Source organism: Aeromonas sp. S19(2024), from assembly GCF_041402625.1.
GTDB lineage: Bacteria > Pseudomonadota > Gammaproteobacteria > Enterobacterales > Aeromonadaceae > Aeromonas > Aeromonas caviae.
The window spans coordinates 135,407-161,030 of the sequence record NZ_JBGLQU010000002.1 but is presented as its reverse complement, the minus strand read 5'-3'; the positions used below and the strand labels follow the sequence as shown (position 1 = coordinate 161,030).

General features: G+C 63.1%; 27 protein-coding genes, 2 pseudogenes and 1 riboswitch. Of the genes and pseudogenes, 4 read left to right on the top strand and 25 right to left on the bottom strand.

The window, feature by feature from the left end:
* The first annotated feature begins 180 nt into the window (after positions 1–180).
* Together ACB037_RS05130 and ACB037_RS05125 are read left to right on the top strand one after the other, a co-directional pair.
* Positions 181–1,578 carry a nucleobase:cation symporter-2 family protein gene (locus tag ACB037_RS05130; RefSeq protein ID WP_180906983.1) on the top strand — a complete coding sequence of 466 codons (1,398 nt, stop codon included), beginning with the start codon at positions 181–183 and terminating at the stop codon, positions 1,576–1,578.
* A 100-nt stretch (positions 1,579–1,678) separates the two neighbouring features.
* Positions 1,679–2,392: a protein ligase gene (locus ACB037_RS05125; protein WP_371174982.1), complete on the top strand. Its 714-nt coding sequence runs from the start codon at positions 1,679–1,681 to the stop codon at positions 2,390–2,392.
* Between the two features lie 201 nt (positions 2,393–2,593).
* Here the strand turns inward: ACB037_RS05125 and ACB037_RS05120 are convergent, their stop codons facing one another.
* Positions 2,594–3,970, bottom strand: a complete 1,377-nt coding sequence (locus tag ACB037_RS05120; RefSeq protein ID WP_371174981.1) for an alanine/glycine:cation symporter family protein — start codon at positions 3,968–3,970, stop codon at positions 2,594–2,596.
* A 249-nt stretch (positions 3,971–4,219) separates the two neighbouring features.
* Positions 4,220–4,330: riboswitch (glycine riboswitch) on the bottom strand.
* A 506-nt stretch (positions 4,331–4,836) separates the two neighbouring features.
* On the opposite strand from ACB037_RS05120, the gene ACB037_RS05115 reads away from it, so the two are divergent.
* The gene (locus ACB037_RS05115) at positions 4,837–5,985 is read left to right on the top strand and encodes a type III PLP-dependent enzyme (RefSeq protein ID WP_010673490.1); all 1,149 of its coding nucleotides are present in this window, start codon (positions 4,837–4,839) and stop codon (positions 5,983–5,985) included.
* Between the two features lie 65 nt (positions 5,986–6,050).
* Here the strand turns inward: ACB037_RS05115 and ACB037_RS05110 are convergent, their stop codons facing one another.
* The 3 genes from ACB037_RS05110 to yfcD form a co-directional block, all read right to left on the bottom strand.
* Positions 6,051–7,019: a calcium/sodium antiporter gene (locus tag ACB037_RS05110; protein ID WP_010673489.1), complete on the bottom strand. Its 969-nt coding sequence runs from the start codon at positions 7,017–7,019 to the stop codon at positions 6,051–6,053.
* A 124-nt stretch (positions 7,020–7,143) separates the two neighbouring features.
* Positions 7,144–7,614, bottom strand: coding sequence for a peroxiredoxin (locus tag ACB037_RS05105; protein ID WP_069651707.1), 471 nt, complete (start codon positions 7,612–7,614; stop codon positions 7,144–7,146).
* A 112-nt stretch (positions 7,615–7,726) separates the two neighbouring features.
* Positions 7,727–8,257, bottom strand: a complete 531-nt coding sequence (gene yfcD, locus ACB037_RS05100; RefSeq protein WP_080769921.1) for an NUDIX hydrolase YfcD — start codon at positions 8,255–8,257, stop codon at positions 7,727–7,729.
* A gap of 177 nt (positions 8,258–8,434) precedes the next feature.
* Between yfcD and ACB037_RS05095 the strand changes: the two genes are divergently transcribed.
* Entirely contained in the window at positions 8,435–8,650 is a 216-nt protein-coding gene (locus tag ACB037_RS05095; RefSeq protein ID WP_010673486.1) for a DUF1107 family protein, read from the top strand.
* 95 nt (positions 8,651–8,745) lie between these two features.
* Here ACB037_RS05095 and ACB037_RS05090 read toward each other — a convergent pair whose 3' ends face one another.
* The 21 genes and pseudogenes from ACB037_RS05090 to ACB037_RS04990 all read right to left on the bottom strand — a co-directional run bounded on the left by ACB037_RS05090 (position 8,746) and on the right by ACB037_RS04990 (position 25,469).
* Positions 8,746–9,489, bottom strand: a complete 744-nt coding sequence (locus tag ACB037_RS05090) for an amino acid ABC transporter ATP-binding protein (RefSeq protein WP_010673485.1) — start codon at positions 9,487–9,489, stop codon at positions 8,746–8,748.
* 13 nt (positions 9,490–9,502) lie between these two features.
* A complete protein-coding gene (locus ACB037_RS05085) occupies positions 9,503–10,597 on the bottom strand; it encodes an amino acid ABC transporter permease (protein ID WP_010673484.1) in 1,095 nt (364 codons plus the stop codon).
* Between the two features lie 9 nt (positions 10,598–10,606).
* Positions 10,607–11,794, bottom strand: a complete 1,188-nt coding sequence (locus tag ACB037_RS05080; RefSeq protein WP_371174980.1) for an amino acid ABC transporter permease — start codon at positions 11,792–11,794, stop codon at positions 10,607–10,609.
* A 62-nt stretch (positions 11,795–11,856) separates the two neighbouring features.
* Positions 11,857–12,876 carry an amino acid ABC transporter substrate-binding protein gene (locus ACB037_RS05075; RefSeq protein ID WP_010673482.1) on the bottom strand — a complete coding sequence of 340 codons (1,020 nt, stop codon included), beginning with the start codon at positions 12,874–12,876 and terminating at the stop codon, positions 11,857–11,859.
* Positions 12,877–13,336: 460 nt separating this feature from the next.
* A complete protein-coding gene (locus ACB037_RS05070; protein ID WP_029313965.1) occupies positions 13,337–13,648 on the bottom strand; it encodes a DUF2845 domain-containing protein in 312 nt (103 codons plus the stop codon).
* On the bottom strand, positions 13,633–14,646 hold the full coding sequence (locus ACB037_RS05065; protein ID WP_371174979.1) for an ABC transporter permease: 1,014 nt from the start codon (positions 14,644–14,646) through the stop codon (positions 13,633–13,635). Before ACB037_RS05065 ends, ACB037_RS05070 begins: the two co-directional genes overlap by 16 nt.
* 79 nt (positions 14,647–14,725) lie before the next feature.
* On the bottom strand, positions 14,726–15,607 hold the full coding sequence (locus ACB037_RS05060) for an ABC transporter ATP-binding protein (RefSeq protein ID WP_045523520.1): 882 nt from the start codon (positions 15,605–15,607) through the stop codon (positions 14,726–14,728).
* Positions 15,608–15,744: 137 nt separating this feature from the next.
* Complete coding sequence (locus ACB037_RS05055) at positions 15,745–16,356, bottom strand: FKBP-type peptidyl-prolyl cis-trans isomerase (RefSeq protein ID WP_010673478.1); 612 nt, start codon at positions 16,354–16,356, stop codon at positions 15,745–15,747.
* 191 nt (positions 16,357–16,547) lie between these two features.
* Positions 16,548–16,637 (bottom strand): annotated as a pseudogene (locus tag ACB037_RS05050) (copper homeostasis protein CutC); the annotation flags it as partial.
* 38 nt (positions 16,638–16,675) lie between these two features.
* On the bottom strand, positions 16,676–16,795 hold the full coding sequence (locus tag ACB037_RS05045; RefSeq protein ID WP_371174978.1) for a copper homeostasis protein CutC: 120 nt from the start codon (positions 16,793–16,795) through the stop codon (positions 16,676–16,678).
* 8 nt (positions 16,796–16,803) lie between these two features.
* Positions 16,804–16,893 (bottom strand): annotated as a pseudogene (locus ACB037_RS05040) (copper homeostasis protein CutC); the annotation flags it as partial.
* Positions 16,894–16,931: 38 nt separating this feature from the next.
* Positions 16,932–17,036 carry a copper homeostasis protein CutC gene (locus ACB037_RS05035; RefSeq protein WP_371174977.1) on the bottom strand — a complete coding sequence of 35 codons (105 nt, stop codon included), beginning with the start codon at positions 17,034–17,036 and terminating at the stop codon, positions 16,932–16,934.
* A gap of 18 nt (positions 17,037–17,054) precedes the next feature.
* Entirely contained in the window at positions 17,055–17,780 is a 726-nt protein-coding gene (locus ACB037_RS05030) for a copper homeostasis protein CutC (protein WP_151028551.1), read from the bottom strand.
* Between the two features lie 41 nt (positions 17,781–17,821).
* Entirely contained in the window at positions 17,822–18,724 is a 903-nt protein-coding gene (locus ACB037_RS05025; protein WP_201894445.1) for an ROK family protein, read from the bottom strand.
* A gap of 109 nt (positions 18,725–18,833) precedes the next feature.
* Positions 18,834–19,340 (bottom strand): GNAT family N-acetyltransferase, encoded by a 507-nt coding sequence (locus tag ACB037_RS05020; protein ID WP_039039287.1) that lies wholly within the window; start codon positions 19,338–19,340, stop codon positions 18,834–18,836.
* Positions 19,328–20,143: a M48 family metallopeptidase gene (locus ACB037_RS05015; protein WP_010673474.1), complete on the bottom strand. Its 816-nt coding sequence runs from the start codon at positions 20,141–20,143 to the stop codon at positions 19,328–19,330. Before ACB037_RS05015 ends, ACB037_RS05020 begins: the two co-directional genes overlap by 13 nt.
* Positions 20,144–20,295: 152 nt before the next feature.
* Positions 20,296–21,270: a PstS family phosphate ABC transporter substrate-binding protein gene (locus tag ACB037_RS05010; protein WP_270821877.1), complete on the bottom strand. Its 975-nt coding sequence runs from the start codon at positions 21,268–21,270 to the stop codon at positions 20,296–20,298.
* 273 nt (positions 21,271–21,543) lie between these two features.
* The gene (gene phoR, locus ACB037_RS05005) at positions 21,544–22,839 is read right to left on the bottom strand and encodes a phosphate regulon sensor histidine kinase PhoR (protein ID WP_266142290.1); all 1,296 of its coding nucleotides are present in this window, start codon (positions 22,837–22,839) and stop codon (positions 21,544–21,546) included.
* A 72-nt stretch (positions 22,840–22,911) separates the two neighbouring features.
* Entirely contained in the window at positions 22,912–23,601 is a 690-nt protein-coding gene (phoB, locus tag ACB037_RS05000) for a phosphate regulon transcriptional regulator PhoB (protein ID WP_010673471.1), read from the bottom strand.
* Positions 23,602–23,703: 102 nt separating this feature from the next.
* A complete protein-coding gene (locus ACB037_RS04995) occupies positions 23,704–24,114 on the bottom strand; it encodes a VOC family protein (RefSeq protein WP_010673470.1) in 411 nt (136 codons plus the stop codon).
* A 68-nt stretch (positions 24,115–24,182) separates the two neighbouring features.
* Complete coding sequence (locus tag ACB037_RS04990) at positions 24,183–25,469, bottom strand: GGDEF domain-containing protein (protein WP_143237890.1); 1,287 nt, start codon at positions 25,467–25,469, stop codon at positions 24,183–24,185.
* Between the last annotated feature and the right edge of the window lie 155 nt (positions 25,470–25,624).

Below are 25,624 nucleotides of genomic sequence, written 5' to 3'. Positions count from 1 at the left end.
TCCATCCCCTTTGTGAGGGATCGGTCTCACACAAACCGGCGGATCTTAATCGCCACAGGAAAACGTTTCAACCCATCGAGAAATAAACGAGTTTGCGCTCAATTAGCGCTGGAAAGCGCGATACCAATCACTAAAATAGCGCCCAATTTTCTCCCCTCCCCCCACACATTCGAGGTATTTATGGAACAGGCTGCCGCCCCAAGCGCCATCCGAGAGGCCCATCCCCCCAGGCGAGCCCACAGCGAACTGGTCTACGGCATCGAGGATGTCCCCCCCCTGCCCCAGACCCTGTTCGCCGCCCTGCAGCATATGCTCGCCATGTTTGTCGCCATCATCACCCCGCCCCTCATCATCGCCAACGCCCTCGGCCTCCCTGCCGATGACACCCGCTACATCGTCTCCATGTCCCTGGTCATGTCCGGCATCGCCTCCTTCATCCAGACCCGCCGTTTCGGCCCCCTCGGTTCCGGCCTGCTCTCGGTACAGGGCACCAGCTTCAACTTCCTCGGCCCCATCATCGCCTCCGGCCTCGCCCTCAAGCAGGCGGCCATGCCCACCGACGATCTGCTGGGCACCCTGTTCGGCACCATGCTGGCAGCGGCCCTCACCATCGTCGTCATGAGCCGCTTCCTGCACCTGGTCAAACGGATCATCACCCCGCTGGTGACCGGCATCGTGGTATTGCTCATCGGCCTGACCCTCATCAAGGTAGGGCTCATCAGCATGGGGGGCGGCTACGGCGCCCTGGCGGACGGCAGCTTCGCCAGCCACACCAACCTCTTTCTCTCCCTGCTGGTGCTCGGCCTCATCGTGTTGATGCAGCGCAGTCGCAACCCCTGGCTGCGCCTCTCCGCCATCATGATCGCCATGCTGGCGGGCTATGCGGTGGCACTGCTGCTGGGCAAGGTGGCTGCTCCCACCTTCGACGGCCCCCTGATGATGGTGCCTGTTCCGCTGCACTACGGGCTCGGCTTTGACTGGCAGCTGTTCGTGCCGCTCGCCATCATCTTCGTGGTGACGGCGCTGGAAGCCATCGGCGACATGACCGCCACCTCCGACATCTCCGGCGAGCCGCTGGAAGGGCCGGTCTACATGGCGCGGATCAAGGGGGGCGTGCTGGCCGACGGCGCCAACTCCATGCTGGCGGCGGTCTTCTCCACCTTCCCCATGTCCACCTTCGCCCAGAACAACGGCGTCATCCAGCTGACCGGGGTGGCCAGCCGCCACGTCGGCCTCTTCATCGCCGCCATGCTGGCCCTGCTCGGCCTGTTCCCGGCGGTGGCGAGCCTGGTGCAACAAATACCTGAACCCGTGCTCGGCGGCGCCACCATCGTCATGTTCGGCACCATCGCCGCCGCCGGGGTGCGCATCATCTCCCGGGAGGAGCTCGACCGCCGCGCCCTGATGATCCTGGCGGTGTCGCTCGCCATGGGTCTCGGAGTGGCCCAGGTGCCCGAGGTGCTGCAACACCTGCCGGAGCTGGCCAGGAGCGTGCTCTCCTACGGCGTCGCCACCGGCGGCCTCACCGCCATCCTGCTCAATCTGCTGCTGCCCAGGCGCGCCGCCGCACAGGCCTGACACTCCGCCATCCTTGCACCAAAGCCCCGCCATGCGGGGCTTTACCTTGTTTGCCCCCGCGCGTACTGTGCTTGGCAGCCTCTGCCAAAGGATGCCTTTCATGCCTTATACGCTGCTGCCCCCGCCGCCCGCCCACCAGACACCCGACCAGATCCTGGCCGAGGAGCAGCGCTGGCTGCGGGAGTGCGCCGGTGACGGCGAGCCCAGGGCCCTCCTCTGGCAGGGCCCCCAATGCCTCATCGTCACCCGCAAGGATACCCGTTTGCCCCGCTACCAGGCCGCCTGCGAGCAGCTTGCCGCCGAGGGCTGGCCGGTGTTCGTGCGCGACAGCGGCGGCACCGCCGTGCCCCACGGCGCCGGCATCCTCAACCTCTCCCTCATGCTGCCCCGCATCACCACGGATCTGGCCCACTACTACCGGCTGCTGGGGGCGCCCCTGCTCGCCCTGCTGGAGGAACACGGTCTTGCGGGCAGCTACGACTTCGTGCCCGGCTCGTTTTGCGACGGCCAGTACAACCTGGTGATCGGAGGGCGCAAGGTGACCGGCACCGCCCAGCGCTGGCTGGCGCCGGGCCGGGAGCACGACGGCGCCGTGCTGGCCCAGGCCATGCTGCTGGTGGCGGGGGATGTGGACGAGGGCACCCGGATGGCGAGCCGCTTCTACGAACTGGCCGGGGGCGATCTGCGCTTTGCTCCAGGCACCTCCACCACCCTGGCCCACGCCATTGGCTGGCAGGGGGATGAGGCGGCCCTGGTGAGACGGGTGAGCGAAGCGCTGGCGCAGCGGCTCACCGGAGATATTCCCTCCCCCTGACCCCCTGGGGGCAACAAGCGCCGCCATTCATTGCGTAAAATGCAAAAAAGCCACGATGAGCGTCGTGGCTTTTGCGTATTTCGCACAGATATTGTCAGAGGAGCCGGGATCAAGCCCCGGGTTTTGCCATCCCAGCCCGGATCCCGGTTGACACCATGGACAGGAGCCCGGTGACAGGACTTCCCGCAGGCCCGCTTCTCATCAGGCCGTCTGCGGCTCGGACTCGGACTCCGTATCCCGGTCCCGGCTGAAGTAGGCACGGGTCTCGGCGATCACCACGTGGCGTAGGCCGATGAGGCCGATGAGGTTGGGCACCGCCATCAGGCCGTTGACGATGTCGGCCAAGAGCCAGATCAGGTCCAGATGGAGGAAGGTACCGCTCGCCACCAGCACCAGATAGATGAGGCGGTAGGGTTTGATCGCCTTCACCCCGAACAGGTACTCGGTGCAGCGCTCGCCGTAGTAGTTCCAGCCAAGGATGGTGGTAAAGGCGAAGAACAGGAGGCCGATGCTCACCAGATACTGGCCCACATGGGCATCCAGCCCCTGGGCAAAGGCCAGACTGGTCATGGCCGCACCGCTTGCATCGCCGCTCCACACCCCGGTCACCACCAGCGTCAGGCCGGTCATGGTGCAGATGATGATGGTGTCGATGAAGGTGCCGGTCATGGAGACCAGCCCCTGCTCCACGCAGGAATCGGTCTTGGCCGCCGCCGCCGCGATGGGGGCCGAACCCAGGCCCGACTCGTTGGAGAAGACCCCGCGCGCCACCCCGGACTGGATCGCCAGCATAATGCCGGCGCCGACGAAACCGCCGGTGGCCGCATGGCCGGTGAAGGCGCTCCCGATCACCAGCATGACCGCATCGGGCAGGGCGCCTGCATTGTTCACCAGCACCCCGGCACAGGCGACGATGTAGAAGATGGCCATGAAGGGCACCACCTTGCTCGACACACTGGAGATGGACTGGATACCCCCCAGGGTCACCAGCGCCACGATCAGGGTCAGCACCACGGCGGTCACTTCACGGGGCACCGAGAAGGAGAGGCTCATGGCATCACTGATGGCGTTGACCTGGGGGAAGGTACCGATGCCGAAGAAGGCGACGCCGATGCCGAACAGGGCAAACAGCTTGGCGAGCGGCCTGGAGCCGAGCCCCTTCTCCAGATAGTACATGGGGCCACCCGCCATCTGGCCGTTGGCGTCCTGCTGGCGATATTTCACCGCCAGCAGGCACTCGGCGTACTTGGTGGCCATGCCGAACAGGGCGGCCATCCACATCCAGAACAGGGCGCCCGGGCCGCCGAGCTTGATGGCGGTGGCGACCCCGACGATGTTGCCGGTGCCGATGGTGGCGGAGAGGGCGGTGCACAGGGCACCAAAGCTGGAGACATCCCCTTGCTTGCCCTGCCCCTGATCGCGGCCAAAGACCAGCTTGAGGGCCAGCGGCAAACGCACGATCTGAAGCAGACCCAATCGCCAGGTGAGATAGATACCGGTCCCGACCAGCAGGATCAGCAGGGGGGGACCCCAGATAAAGCTATCGATGGCGGCGAGCGCCGATTGAAATGATGACATGCATCCTCCTTAAAAAACCACGATTAAGGAGGAGAAGGATGATCTTCCCATAGGTGTCGCGATCCCCAAAGGCGATCGGATGCAGGCAAAGAACGTGTTCACACTCTTGCTGCGAGGCCGTGATCAAGGCTCATGCGCTGCTCGAAAGCCTCATGTATTTACATACACTCCGGTTCCTGCGCTGCTCTTTGCCTTGCTGACGACCTCTCGCTACAGATCGTGAACAGTTCCAAGCTCAGGTACAACCATCCCATCCCCTCTGTCCTTTTGCCTGAGAGTTTCCGGCGCCAGATTGCGATGCAATCACGGTGCCTTGCTCCTTCGGCGCCCGATTCAACGGGTCTCTCCAGAGTATCGTCCAGTAGCAGTCCACACCGGTTGCCCGGTACCTGAAAGATTCACTTCTTCGGTGGATGGTTGCCCATCGCTCTCCTGCTACCTTCATCCGAACTAGTTTGGATTAGGAAGCGGGCATGGTAATCCAAAAAATGTGAGCTGTCTCGCACTCCCTGGCCCCGGCGCCCCCTTTTTACCTGGCCTCAACCCCCAGGCCTGATGTTATTAGTTCGTTAACTATCAACAGCTTATCAAGCTCCCTTCGGAGGTGCTCCCCATCACGGCCCTGATCGCTCCCCGTATCAAGAGCCTGTTTCGTCTCGACCAGAAAAACTTGCCGACATATCCAATCAAAATGCTTGCACACAAACTCAATAAGCCGATAATCCCGCGCATAACTAAGCACTTTGCAAGGGAGTTATGCAATGTGCCTGGTGGGTCCCTCCGGACCGCTCGCCTGAGCCGGCCGTCGCCGGTTCAATCGCATATGGCTTGGGCATATCACGCCCCCTAAGGACTATCAAAAGAGAATGAACGAGACCCTGGTCGCACAAGATTACCGTCAGTTGGTTGAACAATTCGGCTCCCCCCTGCTGCTGCTCGACAAGGCAGCCGTCCGCAAACAGTATCGGGCCCTGGCGGCCGCCCTGCCCGATGTGCGCTTGCATTATGCACTCAAGCCCCTGCCCCACGAGGCGGTGGTCTCTGTCTTGAAGGAAGAGGGGGCCTGTTTCGATCTGGCCACCAATGGCGAAGTGGATCTGGTGCGCAGCCAAGGGGTTCGCCCGGGACGCTGCATCCATACCCATCCCATCAAGCGTGACAGCGACATCCGTTATGCCCTGGAATTCGGCTGCACCGTGTTTGTCTATGACAACCCGCTGGAGCTGGAAAAGTTCCTGCCCTACAAGGATGAAGTGAAACTGCTGCTGCGGGTCAGCTTCCCGAACCCCGAGACCAAGGTCGATCTTTCCAAGAAGTTCGGCTGCACCCCGGAGCAGGCACTGCCGTTGCTGCAACTGGCCCAGGCCAAAGGGATCAAGGTGATGGGGCTGTCGTTCCACGTCGGCTCCCAGGTGCCCCACGCCCGTCGCCACGTGCAGGCCATCGACGCCTGCCGCGAGATCATGGAGCAGGCCTGGGAGCTCGGGCTCAAGCCCTGGGTGCTGGACATCGGCGGCGGCTTCCCGGTGGACTATGACGGCGGCGAGTTCGACATCGACGGTTTCTGCGCCCCGATCCGCGAGGCCCTGGCCAAGCTGCCCGCCACGGTGCAGAAGATTGCCGAGCCGGGCCGCTTCATCAGCGCGCCGGCCATGACCTCGGTCTCCAGCGTGATGGGCAAGGCCCACCGCGGCGACAAGATCTGGTACTACCTGGATGACGGTCTCTACGGCAGCTACAACGGCCAGCTCTACGACCACGTCACCTACCCGGTGAGCACGCCCTATGCCCACGGCGAACTGCACAATGCGGTGCTCTCCGGCCCCACCTGCGACAGCGTGGACGTCATCCGCGACAGCATCATGCTGCCGGATCTCGAGATCGGCGAGCTGGTGGTGGGTCGGGTGATGGGGGCCTACACCTGGGCCTCCGCCTCCACCTTCAACTTCTTCCCCAAGGCGAGCATCCTGATCCTTGACAGCGCCCAGAAGCAGAAGCTGGTTGCCGTGGCCTGAGACCAGGACCCGCGCACAAAAAAGAGGGGACGCCGCGGCGTCCCCTCTTTCATTTCATCGTCAGACTAGATGAACTGGCTCGTCAGCAGCCAGCCTGTGTAGGCGACGAAGCAGGCGAGCAGCACGCCCCCCTCCAGCCGGTTGATGCGCCCCTGCCCCTTGCGGCCCAGACACATCACCAGCAGCAACAGGGTCAGCCCCATCATGATGCTCCAGTCGCGGGAAAGCACTTCGGGCGCCACCTCGAGCGGGTGGATGCCAGCGGCGATGCCCACCACGGCCAGGGTGTTGAACAGGTTGGAACCCAGCACGTTGCCAAGGGCCAGATCGTGCTCGTTCTTGCGAATGGCGATGAGGGACGATGCCAGCTCCGGCAGGGAGGTCCCCACCGCGACTATGGTCAGGCCAATCACCAGATCGCTGATGCCAAAACCCTGGGCGATGGTCACCGCCCCCCACACCAGCAGACGGGAAGCCCCGATCAGCAGCACCAGGCCGACGATGAGCCAGAGGATGGCGCTCTTGAGAGACATCCCCTCGGAGACGATGTCCTCCTCGGTATCCGTATCCAGCGCATCCCCCTTGCCGTTCATGCCGGCCCAGATGGACCAGCCCATCAGCACTGCGAATACGGCCCCCAGAATGGCGGCATCCATCCGGCCCAGATTGCCATCGATGAGCAGGGCGCCGGAGAGCAGGGTGATGCCGAGCAGGATGGGGATCTCCTTGCGCACCACCTGGGAGGCGACGGCAATGGGGCTGATCAGGGCGGTCAGACCCAGGATCAGGGCAATATTGGTGATGTTGGAGCCATAGGCATTGCCGAGCGCGAGCCCGGGATTGCCCTGGGAGGCCGCCAGCGCGGAGACCACCATCTCGGGAGCCGAGGTACCAAAACCGATGATCACCATGCCGATCAGCAGCGGCGGCATACCGGCGTAACGGGCGGTGGCGGCGGCGCCGTCCACGAACTTGTCGGCACTCCAGACCAGCAACGCCAGTCCGGCAATCAGGGCAACAAAAGCCAGGGTCATATTGTTCTATCTCATCCACGGCAAACACGAGAGCCAGGCAAGTTGCCTGGCTCCATCCAAACGCGGCCTCAGTGTAACGGGGCCGCTTGCTATTTCAAGGTGTAATCAAACACCGATTAATCTTTCACAGCGCCGCCAGCAGGCTCTGGGCATCCGACACCTCGAACTTGCCCGGCGCCTCCACGAAGAGCCGCTCCACCACACCGTCGTTGGCGATGAGGGCAAAACGCTGGGCCCGCACGCCGCCGAAGGCCCCGGTCTCCTTGGCCAGACCCAGTGCCCGGGTCCAGCTGCCGTCGCCGTCCGCCAGCATGGTGATGTCAGAGGCGTTCTGTGCCTCCTGCCACGCCTTCATCACGAAGGCGTCGTTGACCGACAGACAGCACAGTTCCACCCCCTTGGCCTTGAACTCATCGGCCAGGACCACATAGCCCGGCAGGTGAGCGTTGGAGCAGGTGGGGGTGAAGGCGCCGGGCACCGCAAAGAGTACCACCCGCTTGTCGGCAAACAGGGCCTGGGTATCCTTCACCTGCTTGCCCTCGGCGGTGATAAAGGTAAATTCCCCTGCGGGCAGGGATTGACCGACCGTGATCATGATGACGCATCCTTCTGTGGTTCAAAGAGGCCCAGTCTACCCCATTCCACCAGAAGGCGAAGGGGTCCATCGAGCAGCAACAAAGCGATCGGGGAGCGAACGCCTGTCGCCCCTATTTCTGGCCTGATGGCAGGCGCCTTGCCTGCCAGGTGGCGATGGCGAGCAGGGAGTCGGGCGTGAACTCGCCCGCCCGATCGGCTATCTCGCCCAGGCTCATCCAGTGCACCTCGCTCACCTCTTCGGCCTGCAGTTGCAGCGGCCCCTGATAGTGACAACTGAACAGGCCGCCCCAGACCCGGTAGCGGCTGCCGCTCGCCTCCCCTTCGGCATAGAAGGTGCCGTAATCCTGTAGGGGCACGTCGCGGATCCCCAGCTCCTCGGCCAGCTCACGCCGGGCGGAAAGGGCCATGGCCTCCCCCGTGGTCACCACGCCACCGGCGCAGGCATCCAGCATGCCGGGGCAAAAATCCTTGCTCGGGGTGCGCCGCTGCACCAGGATGCGCTCAGCCTCATCCAGCACCAGGATGTAGCTGGCACGATGGCGCAGGTTTTCCTGACGCACCCTGGCGCGCTCGGCCACCCCGATCACCCTGTCCTGCTCGTCTACTATATCCACCCACTCCACGTGCGGCACCTTTGTCATGTCTGCAATGGCCGCAGTATATCGGGCCCCGGACCCGGACTCTCACTACTTTTTCAACGCCGGGGCTGCACGCCAGTCGATCACAAGACAGATTCATACAAATCTTTATTAAGTGTCACATCAGTGTCACGGTCCGTCGGCATAGTGTGCCCTGTCCAAACAACAGGGTCTCTTGCCATGAAGGTGTTCAAGCAGTGGTCTCCCCGTCGAATTGCTCGCTATATCAAGAGCTTCCATCATGGAAGTTTCATGGTTGAAGCACTGGGGCGGTTTGAGTTTCAAGGGGGGATCATCGATGTGAAGCCGTTGAGCTGTCATCAGGCGCTGAGCCTGGCCCGGCAGATCAACCTGGCCGTGCGCGATCTGCGCACCACCACCCTGTTGCCGGGCTGACATACTCCTTTCTGTCTGTCGTCGACTTCCATGTACACATTTGCCCGCCGCTCATTCGAGCGTGCGGGCTGTTTTTCTGAAGGTTGTGCCCTGCCTCAGTGCTGCAGGATCTGGGAGAGGAAGAGCTTGGTCCGATCGGACTGGGGGTTGTCAAAAAACTGATCCGGCACGTTCTCTTCGATGATTTGCCCCCGGTCCATGAAGATCACCCTGTCCGCCACCTGCTTGGCAAACCCCATCTCGTGGGTGACGCAGAGCATGGTCATCCCCTCGTGGGCCAGCTCCACCATCACATCCAGCACCTCCCGCACCATCTCGGGATCCAGCGCAGACGTCGGCTCGTCAAACAGCATCACCTGGGGATTCATGCAGAGACTGCGGGCGATGGCGACCCGCTGCTGCTGGCCACCGGAGAGCTGCCCCGGGTACTTGAGCGCCTGTTCGGGGATCCGCACCCGGCGCAGGAAGTTCATGGCGATCTCCTCGGCCTCCTTGCGCGGCAACTGCTTGACCCAGATGGGCGCCAGGCAACAGTTCTCCAGCACGGTCAGATGGGGGAAGAGGTTGAAGTGCTGGAACACCATGCCCACCTCCCGGCGCACCGTCTCGATGTTCTTGAGATCGGAGGTCAGGGCCGTGCCCTTGACCAGGATGTCTCCGCTCTGGTGCTCTTCCAGCCGGTTGATGCAGCGGATCATGGTGGACTTGCCCGACCCCGATGGTCCACAGATGACGATCTTCTCCCCTCTGCCCACCTGCAGGTTGATGTTGCGCAGCACGTGAAACTCCCCGTACCACTTGTTGACCTCTTTCAGTTCGACAACTGCGTCCGTTTTCATATCAGAACGACTCCTAATGCTTGTGGCCCGTGTTGAGTTTGCGCTCCAGATAGATGGAGTAGCGGGACATGCCAAAACAGAACATCCAGAAGATCATGGCGATAAAGACATAAGCTTCGGTGGAATACCCCAGCCAGGCCGGATCCGCCAGGGCCACCTTGGAGATGGCCAGCAGATCGAACAGCCCGATGATCAGCACCAGGCTGGTGTCCTTGAACAGGGAAATAAAGGTGTTCACCAGGGAAGGAATGGTGATCTTGAGGGCCTGGGGCATGATGATGAGGCCCATCACCTTCCAGTAGGAGAGCCCCAGGGCATCCCCCGCCTCATATTGCCCCTTGGGGATCGCCTGCAGCCCCCCTCTCACCACCTCGGCCACATAGGCCGCCTGGAACAGGATGATGCCGATGAGCGCCCGCAGCAGCTTGTCGAGCTCCACCTCGGTACTCATGAACAGTGGCAGCATGACGGACGCCATGAAGAGCACAGTAATGAGCGGCACCGCCCGCCAGAACTCGATGTAGACGGTACAGAGGCTGGAGATGACCGGCATGTGGGAGCGACGCCCCAGTGCCAGCAGGATGCCGAACGGCAGTGCTACCACTATGCCCACCACCGCCAGCACCAGGGTGAGCATCAGCCCGCCCCAGCGGTTCGTTTCCACCACCTCCAGCCCCGCTCCCCCATGGATGAGGAAGAAGGCGATGACAGGGAACACCAGCAGGGTGAAGAGCGCCAGCCACCCCTTGCGCGGGGTCTTTGGCCAGATGAGCAAGGCCAGCAGCGCCGCCAGACCGGCGAAGGTCAGGTTGATGCGCCAGTACTGATCAGCCGGGTAGAAGCCATAGAGATACTGCCCCAGCCGGCTCTCGATGAAGATCCAGCAGGCACCGCCCTGGACGCAGGCCTCGCGGCTGCTCCCCTGCCAGGTGGCCGAGAACAGCGCCCAGTCCAGTGCAGACCAGATGAGTGGCAGCAACAGATAGGCCAGCACCAGGGTCAGCAGGCCGTTCCACCAGTTGGGGAAGAGGTTCTGCCTGATCCAGGCGAGCGGCCCCCGACGGTGGTTGGGAGGCGGCAGCGCCTCCTGCAATTCATTCACGAACATGACAGCTCCCTAGCGCTCAACCAGCGTCATTCTGCGGTTGTAGATGTTCATCAGCACCGAGGTGGTGATACTGATGACGAGATAGACCCCCATGGTCATGGCGATGACCTCGATGGCCTGCCCTGTCTGGTTGAGAGTCGTCCCCATGAACACCGAGACCAGATCCGGGTAGCCGATGGCGGTCGCCAGGGAGGAGTTCTTGGTGAGGTTCAGATACTGGCTGGTCAAGGGAGGAATGATGACCCGCATGGCCTGGGGAATGATCACCAGCCGCAGCGTCTTGGTGGGCGAGAGCCCGAGGGCGGAAGCCGCCTCCGTCTGCCCCTTGCTGATGGCCAGGATGCCGGATCGCACTATCTCGGCGATGAAGGCCGCCGTATAGATGGTGAGCGCCAGCAAGAGGGCCGCGAGCTCCGGCAGCACCGTCAGCCCGCCCCGGAAGTTGAACCCCTGCAGCGCAGGCACGCTCCAGCTGAGCGGGCTGCCCGCCAGCAGGAAGGTGATGCCCGGGAGCAGCATGACCTGGGCGGCCACACAGCGCCAGAACGGGAAGATCCTGCCGGTCAGGGCCTGACGGCGGCGAGCCCAGCGGCCCAGCCCCCAGCTCAGCAGCACCGCGAGCACCAGTGCCCAGAGCACGTAGCCGAATCCCTCTTCGAACAGGGGCTTGGGCAGATAGAAACCCCGCACGTTGAGGAAGGCGAGCCCGCCTATATCCACGCTCTGACGCGGGGAAGGCAGGGTACGCAGCACCGAGAAGTACCAGAAGAAGATCTGCAGCAGCAGCGGGATGTTGCGAAACGTCTCTATGTAGACGGCCGCTATCTTGGCCACCAGCCAGTTGCGCGACAGGCGCGCGACCCCGAGTGCGAACCCGAGCAGGGTGGCAAACAGAATGCCGAGCACGGAGACCAGCAGGGTGTTGAGCAGACCCACCACGAAGGTGCGACCGAAGGTATAGGTCTCGTCGTAGGGGATGAGGCTCTGCAAGATGCCGAAACCGGCCGTGTTGCCCAGAAAATCAAAGCCTGTAGTGATACCACGGGTGGCCAGATTGGTCAGGGCATTGTTGACGATGTAGAACAGAAACCCGATAACCGCCGCGATGGCCAGGCACTGGAAGAGCAGCGCCCGCACCTTGGCGTCATACCACCAGCGGCCCTGTTCTTTCCTATGGTTTGATGCGTGTAACGCCATGAGGATGACTCCGACAAAGCCAGGGAAAACATGGGGGGCCAGGCCCCCCGGTGACTGTCGACTCAGCGGATGGGTGGCGCGTACATCAGACCGCCCTTGTTCCAGAGGGCATTGATGCCGCGATCAATCTTGAGGGGGGAACCGGCACCGACGTTGCGATCGAAGGATTCACCGTAGTTGCCGACCTGTTTGACGATGTTGTAGGCCCATTTGTCATCAAGCCCCAGCACAGTCCCTTTGGGCTCTTCCAGCCCCAGCAGACGACGGATGTCAGGGTTGGTGGACTTGAGCATCTCGTCCACGTTGGCACTGGTGACCCCGGCCTCCTCGGCATTGAGCATGGCGTTGAGGCTCCAGCGCACCACCTTGAACCACTGATCGTCACCCTGACGCACGGCTGGGCCCAGCGGCTCCTTGGAGATGACCTCCGGCAGCACCACGGCTTCCTCTGGCTTGGTGAGCTTGATCTTAAGGGCATAGAGCTGGGACTGATCCGAGGTCAGCACGTCACAGCGGCCGGCTTCGAAGCCCTTGACGGTTTGATCCGAGGTATCGAACACCACTGGAGTGTACTTCATGCCGCCATTGGCGCGGAAATAGTCGGCCAGGTTGAGCTCGGTGGTGGTACCGGACTGGATACAGACGGCGGCACCGTCAAGCTCCTTGGCGCTCTTGACCCCGAGGGACTGCTTGACCAGGAACCCCTGCCCGTCGTAGTAGTTCACCCCGGCGAACGTGAGGCCCAGCGACCCATCCCGGGTCAGGGTCCAGGTGGTGTTGCGCGAGAGCAGATCCACTTCCCCGGACTGCAGGGCAGTAAAGCGCTCCTTGGCGGTGAGGGAGACATACTTGACCTTGCTGGCGTCCCCCAGTACCGCGGCGGCCACGGCGCGGCACACGTCCACGTCGAGCCCGGTCCAGGTTCCCTTGGCATCCGGGTTGGAGAACCCGGGCAGGCCGTCACCGACCCCGCACTGCACGAATCCCTTCTTCTTGACAGCATCCAGCGTACCGTCCGCCCACGCATTGGCTGCCATCAGCGACAGCGCCATCACCATACCTGCCTTGTGTATCTGCTTCATGTCACTCTTCCCTGTGGTTTGATTCGAACAGGCATCAAAATCTAGCGAGATGCCATCGTTTCCCTGCTTTTTGGCAGCTTATCCAGCCGCAGAAAAACCTGTCAATCGGTGCAATCCGGCCCAACCATGGTGCAACAGAACAAAATATCTAAACGGGGGAATATGCACTCTCAGAATCAAAAGTAGACCCTTATTTGCCAAATAGCCTGCTGCTTAAAACCCTTCTTGGCATGAGGATTATTTTTCGAAAATAAATCGGCTGCACCGCATTGGGGCAGCCATTTCTGCTGACAACTGACTCATCAGATTCAGTTTTATGCCAAAAGCACCAGAGTGAGGCAGCATGAGCCCATATGGAAAAATGGCGATAACAGGCAGGGAAAAGCAACAGAAAAAGAGGTAAAAGGCGGGGAAATGGCGACCTCATCTCCCGCAGGCTGGGCTTCAGAAAACCAGGAGGTCATCCTCCCCGTGGACCATCCGCAATGTCGGTGATGACGCCGTTTTCGACGGTGACAAACTGCATGAATTCCCGCTTGCCGAAGTTGTAGGTCCAGCGCTCGGCATACTTGACCGTCACTCTCGCCCCGAAGCCGTTCTCCTCGAAGCGGGTGAGATCTTCCTTGAGCATCGGCTGGCCGCAGCGAACCAGCAGCTCTGCCGTGGTGTCTCCCTCGGTCAGCAAGGCGTTCTTGCAACGCAGGGTACCTGCCTGCACAGGCAAGGCCGCCACCAGCAACAACCACAGAACAGGTTTCATTTTGCACTCCATTTGAACAGCATGGCTCCCAGCGAGATGCACACCAGGGCGAACACCATGACCTGACCCAGAGGGCCTGCCACCTCCTGCCATCCCGCCCCTTCCAGCATCACGGCGCGGGCTGCTTCGATGATCTGGCTGAGGGGCAGCCTGGCCGCAAGCTGCTGCAGCCAGGCGGGCGCGCCTTCCAGCGAGAACCAGACACCGGATAAAAACATCATGGGCAAGCTGATGAGATTGAGCAAACCGCTCGCCAGCTCCTCGTTCTGCAGGCGAGCGGCGATGAGCAGGCCAAGGGAGGCCATGGCCGTTCCTCCCGCCAGAGCGATCATCAGCAGCAGCCACCCCGACCCGATGAGGGGCATATCCAGCAGCCAGTAGGCCGCGCAGAAGACCAGCAGGCTCACCACCAGGGTGATCAGCACCCGTGACAGCAACTGGGCGAAGAGAAACTCCAGCGCGCCGAGCGGCGTGGCTCGCAGCCGTTTCAGCACCCCGTTCTTGCGATAACGCACGATGACAAACCCGACCCCGAACAGGCCGGAGAACATCAGGTTCATGCCGATCACCCCGGGCAGCAGCCAGTCGCCGTAGCGGATGGCGCGCCCGCTCAGGGACTCTCTTTGCAAGGGCTCCTGCACCGCCTGGCGCAGCAGATACTCGGCCATGGCCCCCTGAGGGGCGTCCGGGTTTATCCAGTAACGCCCCCCGGCGGGTGAGAGCAGCAGGTCCAGCTGATGGTGACGGACCTTGAGCTGGCCTCTCGACGCCTCGTCATAGGGGATGATCTTGAGCAGCGGCACGGCGCGCAGCGGGGCATAGGTTGCGGGCAGTTCCCCCACCACCCCGATCTGCACCAGCGGTTTGGGCGGGCCGGAGAAGATGAGGGAGAAGCCGATGACCAGCAGGAGCGGGAAAAGCAGGTTCCACACCAGGGCCGCGCGATCGCGTACGAACTCGAGGGTGCGGGCATAGAAGAGCGCCCCGATGCGCTTGAGGGATCCCTTCATCGTCCACTCCCGGGATTACATGTCGGCAAGGCGTACCACAGCCCGGAGGCCACGGTCAGACAGAACTCGGTCATCCCTCTCATGCGCCGCTCCGCAGGCTGTGGCCGGTCAGGTTCAGGAAGAGATCTTCCAGATTGGGGGAGCGCACCTGCATGCCGGTGAGCGGCACACCAAGATCCAGCAAGGCTGGCAGCAGGGTCGCCACGTCGGGGCAACAGAGCTCCACCTGATCGCCTACCGGACGCAGGGGATAGCCGAGCCCAGCCAGGGCCGGGTGCCCCCCAAGGCGCACCAGCACGCCGTCGAAGTGTTGCGCCAGCAAGGCCGCCGGCGTATCCAGACTGAGCAGGTGGCCGTGATCGACGATGGCAATCAAATCGCACAGTTGCTGCGCTTCGTCCATGTAGTGGGTGGTGAGCACCACCGTCTTGCCCTGGGCCTTGATCGCCTCTATTCGCTGCCAGAAGTGGTGGCGCGCCTGGGGATCCAGTCCTGTGGTGGGCTCATCCAGAAACAGCAGTTCGGGATCCCCGAGCAGGGCCAGAGCCAGCAGCAGGCGCTGACGCTGGCCCCCCGAGAGCTTGCGACTGTCCCTGTCGATGAACTCGCCCAAGGCGCACAGATCGATGAGCAGCTCCCGTGGCAAGGGATTGGGGTAGAGGCTGGCGAACAGGCGCAGGGTATCGCGTACCGTCAGGAAATCCTGCAGCGCCGTGTGCTGGAACTGGATGCCGATGCGGGAGCGATAATCCGGGCCGCGCGGGGCGCCGTGAAACAGGATCCGGCCGCTGTCCGGGGTGAGGATCCCCTCCAGCAATTCTATGGTCGTGGTCTTGCCCGCCCCGTTCGGGCCGAGCAGGCCGAAGCAGCTGCCGGCGGGAATGGCAAAGCTTAGCCCGTCCACCGCCTTGACGCCGGGGAAGTGCTTGACGAGATCGACGACCTCGATGATGGCTGCCATGGCGTGTCTCCCTCACCTGGCCGGAATGGACGACGCTCTGACTATATCCAAATCCCCGCCGAAGGCACATGGCCCGTTTGGGCGGCCCAAAAACAAACGGCGACCCCAGGGTCGCCGTTTGCATCACGCCAGCCGGATCACAGGATGTCCAGCAGCTCCACTTCGAATACCAGAGCGGAGTACGGCGGGATGGAGCCGGCACCACGGGCACCGTAGGCCAGATCTTGCGGAATGTAGAGCTTCCACTTGGAGCCAACCGGCATCATCTGCAGCGCTTCCACCCAACCGGCGATCACGCCGGTCACCGGGAACTCGGCCGGTTGGCCGCGCGCAACGGAGCTGTCGAACACGCCACCGTGGGTGAAGGTACCGTGGTAGTGCACGCGCACGGACTGACCGGCAACCGGCACGGCGCCATTGCCTTCGACCATGACTTCATATTGCAGACCGGAGTCGGTGGTCTTCACTTCGGCGCGCTTGGCGTTGTCGGCCAGGAAGGCTTCGCCTTCGGCGGCAGCGGCCTTGGCGGCAGCTTCCTGCTCTTCCTGCATGCGGGCGGTGATGACCTGGAAGGCATCGTTGATATCGTCACGGCTGACCGCGAACTCCAGACCGTTCAGGGCATCTGCCAGACCTTGTTGCAGGGCCGGGATATCCAGACCGGCGAAGGCTTGTTGAGCCAGTTGGTCGCCCATGTTGCGGCCGATGCCGTAGCTGGCCTTCTGTTCGATAGAGTCGTATTGGGACATTGAGAGATTGCTCCGGGTCCTGATGGTAAAAGAGTCGGGATGATAACAGACTTTTTCGCACCGTGCTGCCAAGACGCCCCTCAATTGCCCGCCGGTGGGAGACGCTTCACATCGGCCCCCTCATCCCCGCCCCCTCTCCCGCAAGGGGAGAAGGGAGCAAAACAGGGCACCATGCCGCCGCACAGTCTGTATCAGGCCCTGTCCAGCAGAGCCCGCACCGCCGCGACCTTGGCGCCGTCGGTGATGTTGACCCGGCCATCGTCCGAGGTACCCATGTTGACGTCACAAAGAGAGGCACCATGGCGCCGCACGGTTTGTATCAGGCCCTGTCCAACAGAGCCCGCACCGCCGCGACCTTGGCGCCGTCGGTGATGTTGACCCGGCCATCGTCAGAGGTACCCATGTTGACGTCACAGAGAGCGGCACCATGGTGCCGCACGGCCTGTATCAGGCCCTGTCCAGCAGTGCCCGCACCGCTGCAACCTTGGCGCCGTCGGTGATGTTGACCCGGCCGTCGTCCGAGGTGCCCATGTTGACGTCACAGAGAGCGGCACCATGGCGCCGCACGGTCTGCATCAGGCCTTGTCCAGAAGTGCCCTCACCGCCGCGACCTTGGCGCCGTCTGTGATGTTGACCCGGCCGTCGTCCGAGGTGCCCATGTTCACACATAGAGGCACCATGGCGCCGCACGGTCTGCATCAGGCCTTGTCCAGAAGTGCCCGCACCGCCGCGACCTTGGCGCCGTCGGTGATGTTGACCCGGCCATCGTCCGAGGTGCCCATGTTCACACCATGGGGAACCATGCCGCCGCGCCAGCCCATGCCGGACATGTGCACTTCATTGACGCCGGTGAATTCGATGATGGTGCGCACGTTGTCGGCGTTGACCCCGGCCCCGGGCATCAGGCTGGCCCGTCCCGCCAGCGCCTGGTGCATGGCCTGCAGGGTTTCGAGCCCCGCCAGCGCGGTCGGCGCATGGCCGGAGCTCAGAATGCGCTCGCAACCCGCCGCGACGATCGTCTCGAGATCCAGCCGCCAGTCGGAGGAGAGATCGATGGCCCGGTGGAAGGTGACGCCGAGCGGCCCCGCCGCCTCGACCAGTTGCCGGAGCTTGCCTTCGGGTACCCGTCCATCTTCATCCAGCAGACCGACCACCACCCCTTGCAGGCCGGCGGCACGGGCGGCGGCGATATCCTGCAGCATGATGTCGAACTCCCCCTCGCCAAAACAGAAATCCCCTGCACGTGGCCGGATCATGGCGTAGACGGGGATGGTGGCGTGGCGCGCCACCTGCTGCATGAAGCCATAGGAGGGGGTGAGACCGCCCAGCCCCAGCGCAGAGCAGAGTTCGATGCGATCGGCGCCGGCCGCCTGGGCGGTGAACAGGGATTCGAGGTTGTCGATACAGATTTCAAGACGGGTCATGATGACTCCTTGTTCGGGGAGATCAGACCCTCTGTCCGATCTCACAGATTGAGCAGGGCTGCACCGCGCACACCGCCGGCTCCACCGAAGCGGGCCTCGCGGATCGCCGGCAGGGCAACACCGGGCAGCAGGTGGCCGGGCAGACGTTTGGGCAACTCCTCATAGAGGGCTGGCAGGGCGCTCAGGCCGCCCCCCAGCACCACCACATCGGGATCAATCACCGAGATGGCGGTGGCGAGGCCGGCGGCGATGATCTCGAGCCAGCAGTCGATGGTCGAGAGGGCCGCCGCCTCACGGGCATCGGCACGGGCGACGATCTGGTGGCCGCTCACCCGTTCCCCATGAACATGGTGGTATAGCCGCTCCAGGCCCGTGCCCGACGCATAAGTTTCGAAACAGACCAGGCGCCCGCAGCCACAGCGGGGACGGGGCAAATCCGGGTATTTCATCAGGATGGTGGCGGGCAGCGGGTAGTGACCTATCTCCCCCGCCAGCCAGTTGCGCCCCTGGATGAGCTTGTCCGCCAGGTAGACGGCGCCGCCGATGCCGGTGCCTATGGTGACGCCGAGGGCGCTGCCAGCACCGTCTGCGGCCCCCTGATGCACTTCCGACCAGAGGAAACAGTTGGCATCATTGTCGACCTTGACCGGTCGGCCCAGCAGCTCGGCCAGATCCGCCCCCAGATGGCGGCCATGGATGGCGGGCAGGTTGGCCGCCACTATGCTCCCGTCGAGGCGATTGAGGATCCCCGGAAACCCGATGCCGACGGCCCCTTTCACCCCGAAGCGCGCATCCGCCGCCTCGACCCGCTCGCGGATCAGCTGCTGCAACCCTTCGTAATCATTGCCGGGAGTGCTCATGCGCTCCTCGTGACAGAGATTCAAGGCGCCGTCATACACAGCGAACGCTATCTTGGTGCCGCCAATGTCAAATCCGTAGTACATGCCACACTCCCTTGCGGTGGACCCGGCCACCTCAGTCTGTCCAGATGGGGCACATTGTATTAATTCGCAAAAAAAATAAAGTGACCGAGGGCGAAAAACGGGAGCCAGCTCAAAGCAAACGGAACATTTGTCGCTGTTGGCAAGGTTGTCCGAGGCTCATCAGGGTGCGCTCCTGACCGTCGAACATGAAGCCGCGGCGCAGGTAGAATCCCTCGCCGATGTGATTGCCATCCAGCAGCCAGAGCCTGACGCACTCGCAACCGGCCCGGCGCATCTGCACCGCCACCGCCTGCCACAGCCGTTTGCCATGACCCTGACGCCAGTGATCGGGATGAAGGTAGAGCGCCCGGATCCGCGCCGTCATCAAGCCTTCCTCCAAAGAGGGCTGCCAGTAGAGCAGGCCGATGACCACGTCGTCCTGGCAGACCAGCATGGGAACGGGGCCGGGCTCGGCGAGCCGGTGTCGCCAGATCTGCAGGTGGTCGGTCACCGCCAGCTGGGCCAGCATGTCGGCCCCCAGCACCTCCCCGTAGGCCGCCAGCCAGCTCGCCCGCTGCATCACCGTCATGGCGGCGGCATCGGCGGGACGCGCCAGGCGCAGGCTTACGCCTTGCACTGGGGAACCAGCCCTGATGCTTTCGCCTGCTGGTACAGGGGCTGCACTTCGGCCTGCTGGGCCTGCAGGTTGGCGATCCGGCTCTGGTCGCTGGGGTGGGTGGAGAGCAGCTGGGGCGGTGCCTTGCCACCGGAGGCGGCGCTCATGTTCTGCCACAGGGTGACGGCTTCGGCCGGGTTGAACCCGGCGCGGGCCATCAGCTCGAGGCCGAGCCGGTCCGCTTCGCTCTCCTGGGTTCTGCCATAAGGCAGGGCTATCCCCACCTGGACCCCGAGGCCCAGGGCGGCCATGGTGGCAGCGCCCCCGAGGCTGTCGCTGCTGCCGATGGCGGCGTCGGCCACCGCCAGACCGATACCGGTCAGCTGATCCCGGGAGAGGCGCTCGTTGGAGTGCTGGGCCAGCACGTGGGTCAGCTCGTGACCGATGACGGTGGCGAGCTGGTCCTGATTCTTGGCGACTTTCAGCAGGCCGCTGTACACGCCTATCTTGCCGCCGGGCAGGGCGAAGGCGTTGATCTCCTTGGAGTCGAACACCACCACCTCCCAGCTGGTGATGCCATAGCTGGCAGGCACCTGGGCGGTCACCGCCTTGGCCACGCAGCCCACATAGGCATTCATCCTGGCATCCGTGCTCACCTTCTCCTGCTGCTTCATCTGGGTGAAGGAGTCGGCGCCCAGCTGGTTCATCTGCTGGGGGGAGAAAAGCAGCATCTGGTTGCGACCGGTCGGTGACTGGGCGCAGCCGGCCAGCAGGGCGCTGCACAAGGCCGTCAGGGCCAGTCTGGAGAGGGAAGATGCGCGCATGAGAGGGTCCTTTGCCGTGAAGTTGCCCTATTCTCGGAAATGCCGCCGCCCGGCGCAAGCCGGGCGCTGCGCCCTGCGACCAAAAAGATCCTGGAGCGCACCAATGAAAACGAGCCCGCATGGGGCTCGTTTTTCTGCAAGGGCTCGTTCTGTTACATGATGCCCAGCTTCTTCAGGTCGGCCTGAACCACCTTGGCAGGGACCGGCACATAGCCGTCCTTGGCAACGATGGTCTGGCCCGCCTTGGAGAGCATCATCTTCACAAACTCCTGCTCCATCGGGGAGAGCGGCTTGTTCGGATGCTTGTTCACGTAGACGTACAGGAAGCGCGACAGCGGATACTTGCCGGTGATGGCGTTGTCGGAGGTCGCCTCGATGAAGGTCTTGCCATCCTTGGAGAGCGGAACGGCGCGCACCCCGGAGGTGACGTAGCCGATACCGGAGTAGCCGATGCCGTTCAGGGAGGAGGAGACGGACTGTACCACGGAGGCGGAGCCCGGCTGCTCGTTCACGCCGCTCTTGAAGTCACCGTTGCACAGGGCGTGTTCCTTGAAGTAACCGTAGGTACCGGACACGGAGTTGCGACCGAACAGTTGCAGATCCTTGCCGGACCAGCTGCCGTCCAGACCCAGATCAGACCACTTGGTGGCCGCCTTGGCTTCGCCGCACTTGAGGGTGCTGGAGAAGATGGCATCGATCTGAGACATGGTCAGCCCCTTGATGGGGTTGTCCTTGTTGACGAACACGGCCAGGGCATCGACGGCGACGCGGATGGCGGTCGGCTTGTAGCCGTAGCGCTTCTCGAATGCCTCCTCTTCACCGGCCTTCATGGCGCGGCTCATGGGGCCAAACTGGGCGACGCCCTCGGTCAGGGCAGTCGGTGCGGTGGAAGAACCGGCGGCCTGGATCTGCACGTTGACGTTGGGATACATGCGCTTAAATTCTTCGGCCCACAGGGTCATCATGTTGGCCAGGGTGTCCGAGCCGACAGAGGACAGGTTGCCCGAGATGCCGCTGGTCGGTGTGTATTCCGGCAGGTCTTTATCCACACCGGCAGCCAGAGCGCTGACAGAAAACAGGGTTGCTGCGGTGAATCCGATGACACCAGCCAGTTTGTTGAGTTTCATCCAATCTCTCCAAGTCCAAGGTTGCAGAAGGCAATCGTCAGGTTGACGTCTAAACGTGGTTGACACCCGATCGCAATGATCCGTGGGCCAGCACCACTCCTTCTCCAGTGTTACAGAAGGTCCGTTCTTTAAGACGGCGCCAGTATCTGGCCTGGCAGTGACAAATTTATGGAATTTATATGACACTTTGATGACATGGGCCGAGAATGGCCCGGATGAAAAAAGGGCTGCGATGCAGCCCTTCTATCGTTGCTAACACATTGACACAAAATATTATTTCACCAGCACCATGCGGGCGGGAATGAGAAAGCTGAAGCGGCTGCCCGCACCGATCCGGCTCTCGATATCGAGATGGGCATCGTGATGACTCAGGGCATGCTTGACGATGGCAAGGCCGAGCCCGGACCCTCCGGTGTGGCGCGAGCGGGCCTTGTCGACCCGATAGAACCGCTCGGTGAGCCGTGCCAGATGCTCGGGGGGGATCCCCTCCCCCTCATCCTGCACCGCAAACAGCGCCATGCTCCCCTGCTTGCGCCACTCCACGGTGATCTTGCGCCCCGCCGGGGTGTAGTGGATGGCGTTGTAGACCAGGTTGGAGACGGCGCTGCGCAGCTGATCCTGATCCCCGCGCACCAGCAGATTGGGCTGGACCATGAAGACGATTTCGTGGGCCCGCTCGCCGGAGAGCGCCCGCGCCTCCTGCTCCAGCAGCCCCAGCATGGCGGGCATGTCCACCAGATGGGAGAGATCCACGGTGGGCGCCGCCTCGATGCGCGACAGGGTGAGCAGCTGGTTGACCAGATTGTCCATGCGGATCGTCTGCTCCATCATCACCTTGTGCGCCTTGGCCCACATGGCGGGGGGCGGCGGCTCCTCGGTCATCTCCAGATACCCCTTGAGCACGGTGAGGGGGGTGCGCAACTCGTGAGAGACGTTGGAGACGAAGTGCTTGCGCGTCTTCTCCAGGCTGCGCAGCCGGGTCACATCCCGCACCACCAGCATGGCCTGGTCCTCCGCATAGGGCATGATGCGAAATTCGAGGAACTTCTCCTCGTTGATGGGGGAGTGCATCTCGAACGGCTCGTCATACTGCCCCTTGCCCAGATAGGCGACGAAGGCGGGGTGACGGATCAGGTTGCCGATGTGCTGGCCGGCATCCTCGGGCCAGCGAAAGCCGAGCAGTTGCTCCGCCAGCCGGTTGCACCAGAGGATGCTGCCGTCGGTGCGAAACACCACGGCCGCATCGGGCAGCGCCTCCGCCCCTTCCCGAAAGCGGCGGATGAGGCCCGCCAGCTCCCGGCGCCGGGCCCGGTGACGCTGCTGCAACTTGTAGATACCGTTGAAGATGTGCTCCCAGCTGCCGCTACCGTGAGGCGGCACCAGGCTGCGATCGTGCCACAGCCAGTCCGACAGCCGCTTCTGGAAGCGGTAGTGCCAGACCAGGTGCAGCACAGTGGCCACCAGCAGGCAGAGAACGAGATGATCGATTAACCAACCTACCAAGACGAAGGGGCTGTAGAAGAACGCCATTCGCCACAACTGTCGCCGCCAGGCGTAAGGTTGCAACATTAAGATCTCCTAGAGACAGCAAAGAGCCGGGTCCAATGCCCGCCGGCAGGCGCTGGCGGCACTGGCCCTGACCTAGAGACGGGTCGAGAAGCGGTAGCCGGCCCCGCGCACCGTCTGGATCAATCTGTCGTGCCCCGTCTCTTCGATGGCCTTGCGCAGGCGGCGAATGTGCACGTCCACCGTCCTGTCCTCGACATACACATTGGTACCCCAGACGTTGTTGAGCAACTGCTCGCGGCTGTAGACCCGCTCGGGGTGGGTCATGAAGAAGTGCAGCAGCTTGAATTCGGTCGGCCCCATGTCGAGGGCCTTCTCCTCGGCACTGACCCGGTGGGAAACGGGATCCAGCTTTAGCCCCTGCACCTCGATCACCTCGTCCACCGAGGTGGGAGAGACACGGCGCATCACGGCGTGCAGGCGGGCGGTGAGCTCCTTGGGGGAGAAGGGCTTGGTGATGTAGTCGTCGGCACCGGCCTCGAGCCCGCGCACCTTGTCCTCTTCCTCGCCCCGGGCGGTCAGCATCACCACCGGGATCTGGCGAGTCATCTCATCCTGCTTGAGCTGCTTGAGGAACTGGATACCACTGCCACCTGGCATCATCCAGTCCAGCACGATGAGTTCGGGGTAGGGTTCGCGCACCTTTGCCAGTCCATCGGCGTAATCTTCAGCTTCTACTGTTTCATATCCCTTCTGCTCAAGCACGAAGCAGAGCATTTCGCGGATCGGTGCCTCGTCCTCGACCACCAGAATTCGCTTAGCCATATCCCTTCTCTCTCCTCTGTGAAGATGGGTGCGCCAATTATTAGAACTTTCTGTGACACTTTTATGACTTTATGACGGGCGGGATGATAAACGTTTTCAGATTCAGTTGGCAGCAGCGAGTTGCAGCAGGTCCCAGCGATTGCCACTGATGTCCTCGAACACCACCACGGTGCCGTAGGGTTCGAGGCGCGGCTGTTCACAGAAATGAACACCATAGGCCTGCATCCGCTCGTAATCGCCCCAGAAGTCGTCGGTCTCGAGGAACAGGAAGACCCGACCGCCCCCCTGGCGACCGATGGCGGCGCGCTGCTCCTCGTTGGCCGCGCGGGCCAGCAGCAGGGCGGAGCCGGGAGCCCCCTTGGGAGCGACCCGCACCCAGCGTTTGCCCGGTTTGCCCGGCTCGTCGAGGGGGGTGTCTTCCAGTAGCTCGAAGCCCATTCCCCGGGTGAAGAAGGCGATGGCCTCGTCGTAATCCGCCACCAGCAGCGTCAGGGCGCCAATGTGTTGTGCCATGGCATCTCTCCTCGGATGGATGATGGGGCGCATGATAGCCCCGCCCGGCCATGGGCTCCAGCGCCGGATCAGTCGGGCGCCACCTCCACCCGGTTGCGACCATTCTGCTTGGCCTGATAGAGCGCCTCGTCGGCCCGCTTGAGCGCCTGCTCCAGGCTATCCTTGCGCCGCTCGGCCACCCCGAAGGAGGCGGTGATCCCGAGCCCCAGCGGCCAGTGCCTGTACCCCTCCAGCGCCCCTCTCAGCCGCTCCGCCAGGGCGGCGGCCCGTCCCTCGTCGTAATGGAGGCAGACCAGCACGAACTCCTCCCCGCCCCAGCGCACCAGTCGGCACAGGCTGTCGCAATGGCGCAGCAGCTCGCTCACCATGTGCTTGAGCACCTCGTCCCCCACCGGGTGGCCGTGACCGTCGTTGACCCCCTTGAAGTGATCGATGTCGATATAGATGAAGGAGAGCGGCATCTCGCCGAGCTCCCCGAGCAGCTTTTCGCCGCCGAGCCGGTTGAGGGCCCCGGTCAGGGGATCGTAGCGGGCCTCCTCCTCGGTGCGCCGGTTCTGCTCGCACAGGCTCGCACTCAGGGCTTCAGCCGCGAGGCGCGCCTCCCTGGCCTTGCGCAGCCGATCCCCGAACATCAGGTTCTGGACCAGGAAGAGCAGCACGCCGTAGACAAGCCACCCCAGCAGCAGATAGCGATAGAAGTCCCCCGGCTTGCACCAGCGGCCATAGAACTCCAACCGCTCGAGCCGCAACCGGTACTCCCCCGGCAACATCTTGTCATCGGAGGCGATCTCGATGGCGTAGACATGGTGCAGATCCGGCCCCTGCTGGACCAGCGGAATGTCGTACTGCTGCACCCACCAGGAGCTGGGGGCAAAGACATTCAGGGGGACATCCTGCTCGCGGCCAAAATCCCTGGCGGTGAAGAGCACTTCGTTGAACTTGTGGGAACTCTCGTCTTCCCGCGTCGAATAGACGGGATCGTAGTTGCGCAGATAAAGGCGCCAGGCCTGTACCCCCTGCCCTTCTACATCCAGCCTCACCCGCACCCCGGTGAAGCCGGAGAGATCCAGCCCCTGCTCGGGGTTGGTCAGGGTCAGAACCAGCTCGCAGAAAGGATAGGCATATTGGCTTCGCAGGGTGCACTGGATGGCGGGTCTGTCGCCCCCCTGACTCAGGGTGGCGACGGAGGAGCCCTTGTGGGCCCTGTCATCCTGGGCACGCACGGACAAACCGGCCTGGCTCAGGATGTCGAGCCGCCGCTCGGGTCCGAATTCGAATATCGCCATGGCCAGCAGGCTCGCCGCCAGCAGGCACCAGAACAACAGCGTCGTCATGCGGGAATAGGAAGGGATCATCGGCATCACACCTGAAAAAGGGCTTTTACCCTACACCTTGAAGCGCCGGACCGCGCTGATCCAGATCCAAGGTTATTACACGCGCCGCACCGGGCGCAGACGGGTGCCGACTAACCCGCACGGGCCCCATGGGGCGCAAGCGGCATCGGCCAGCA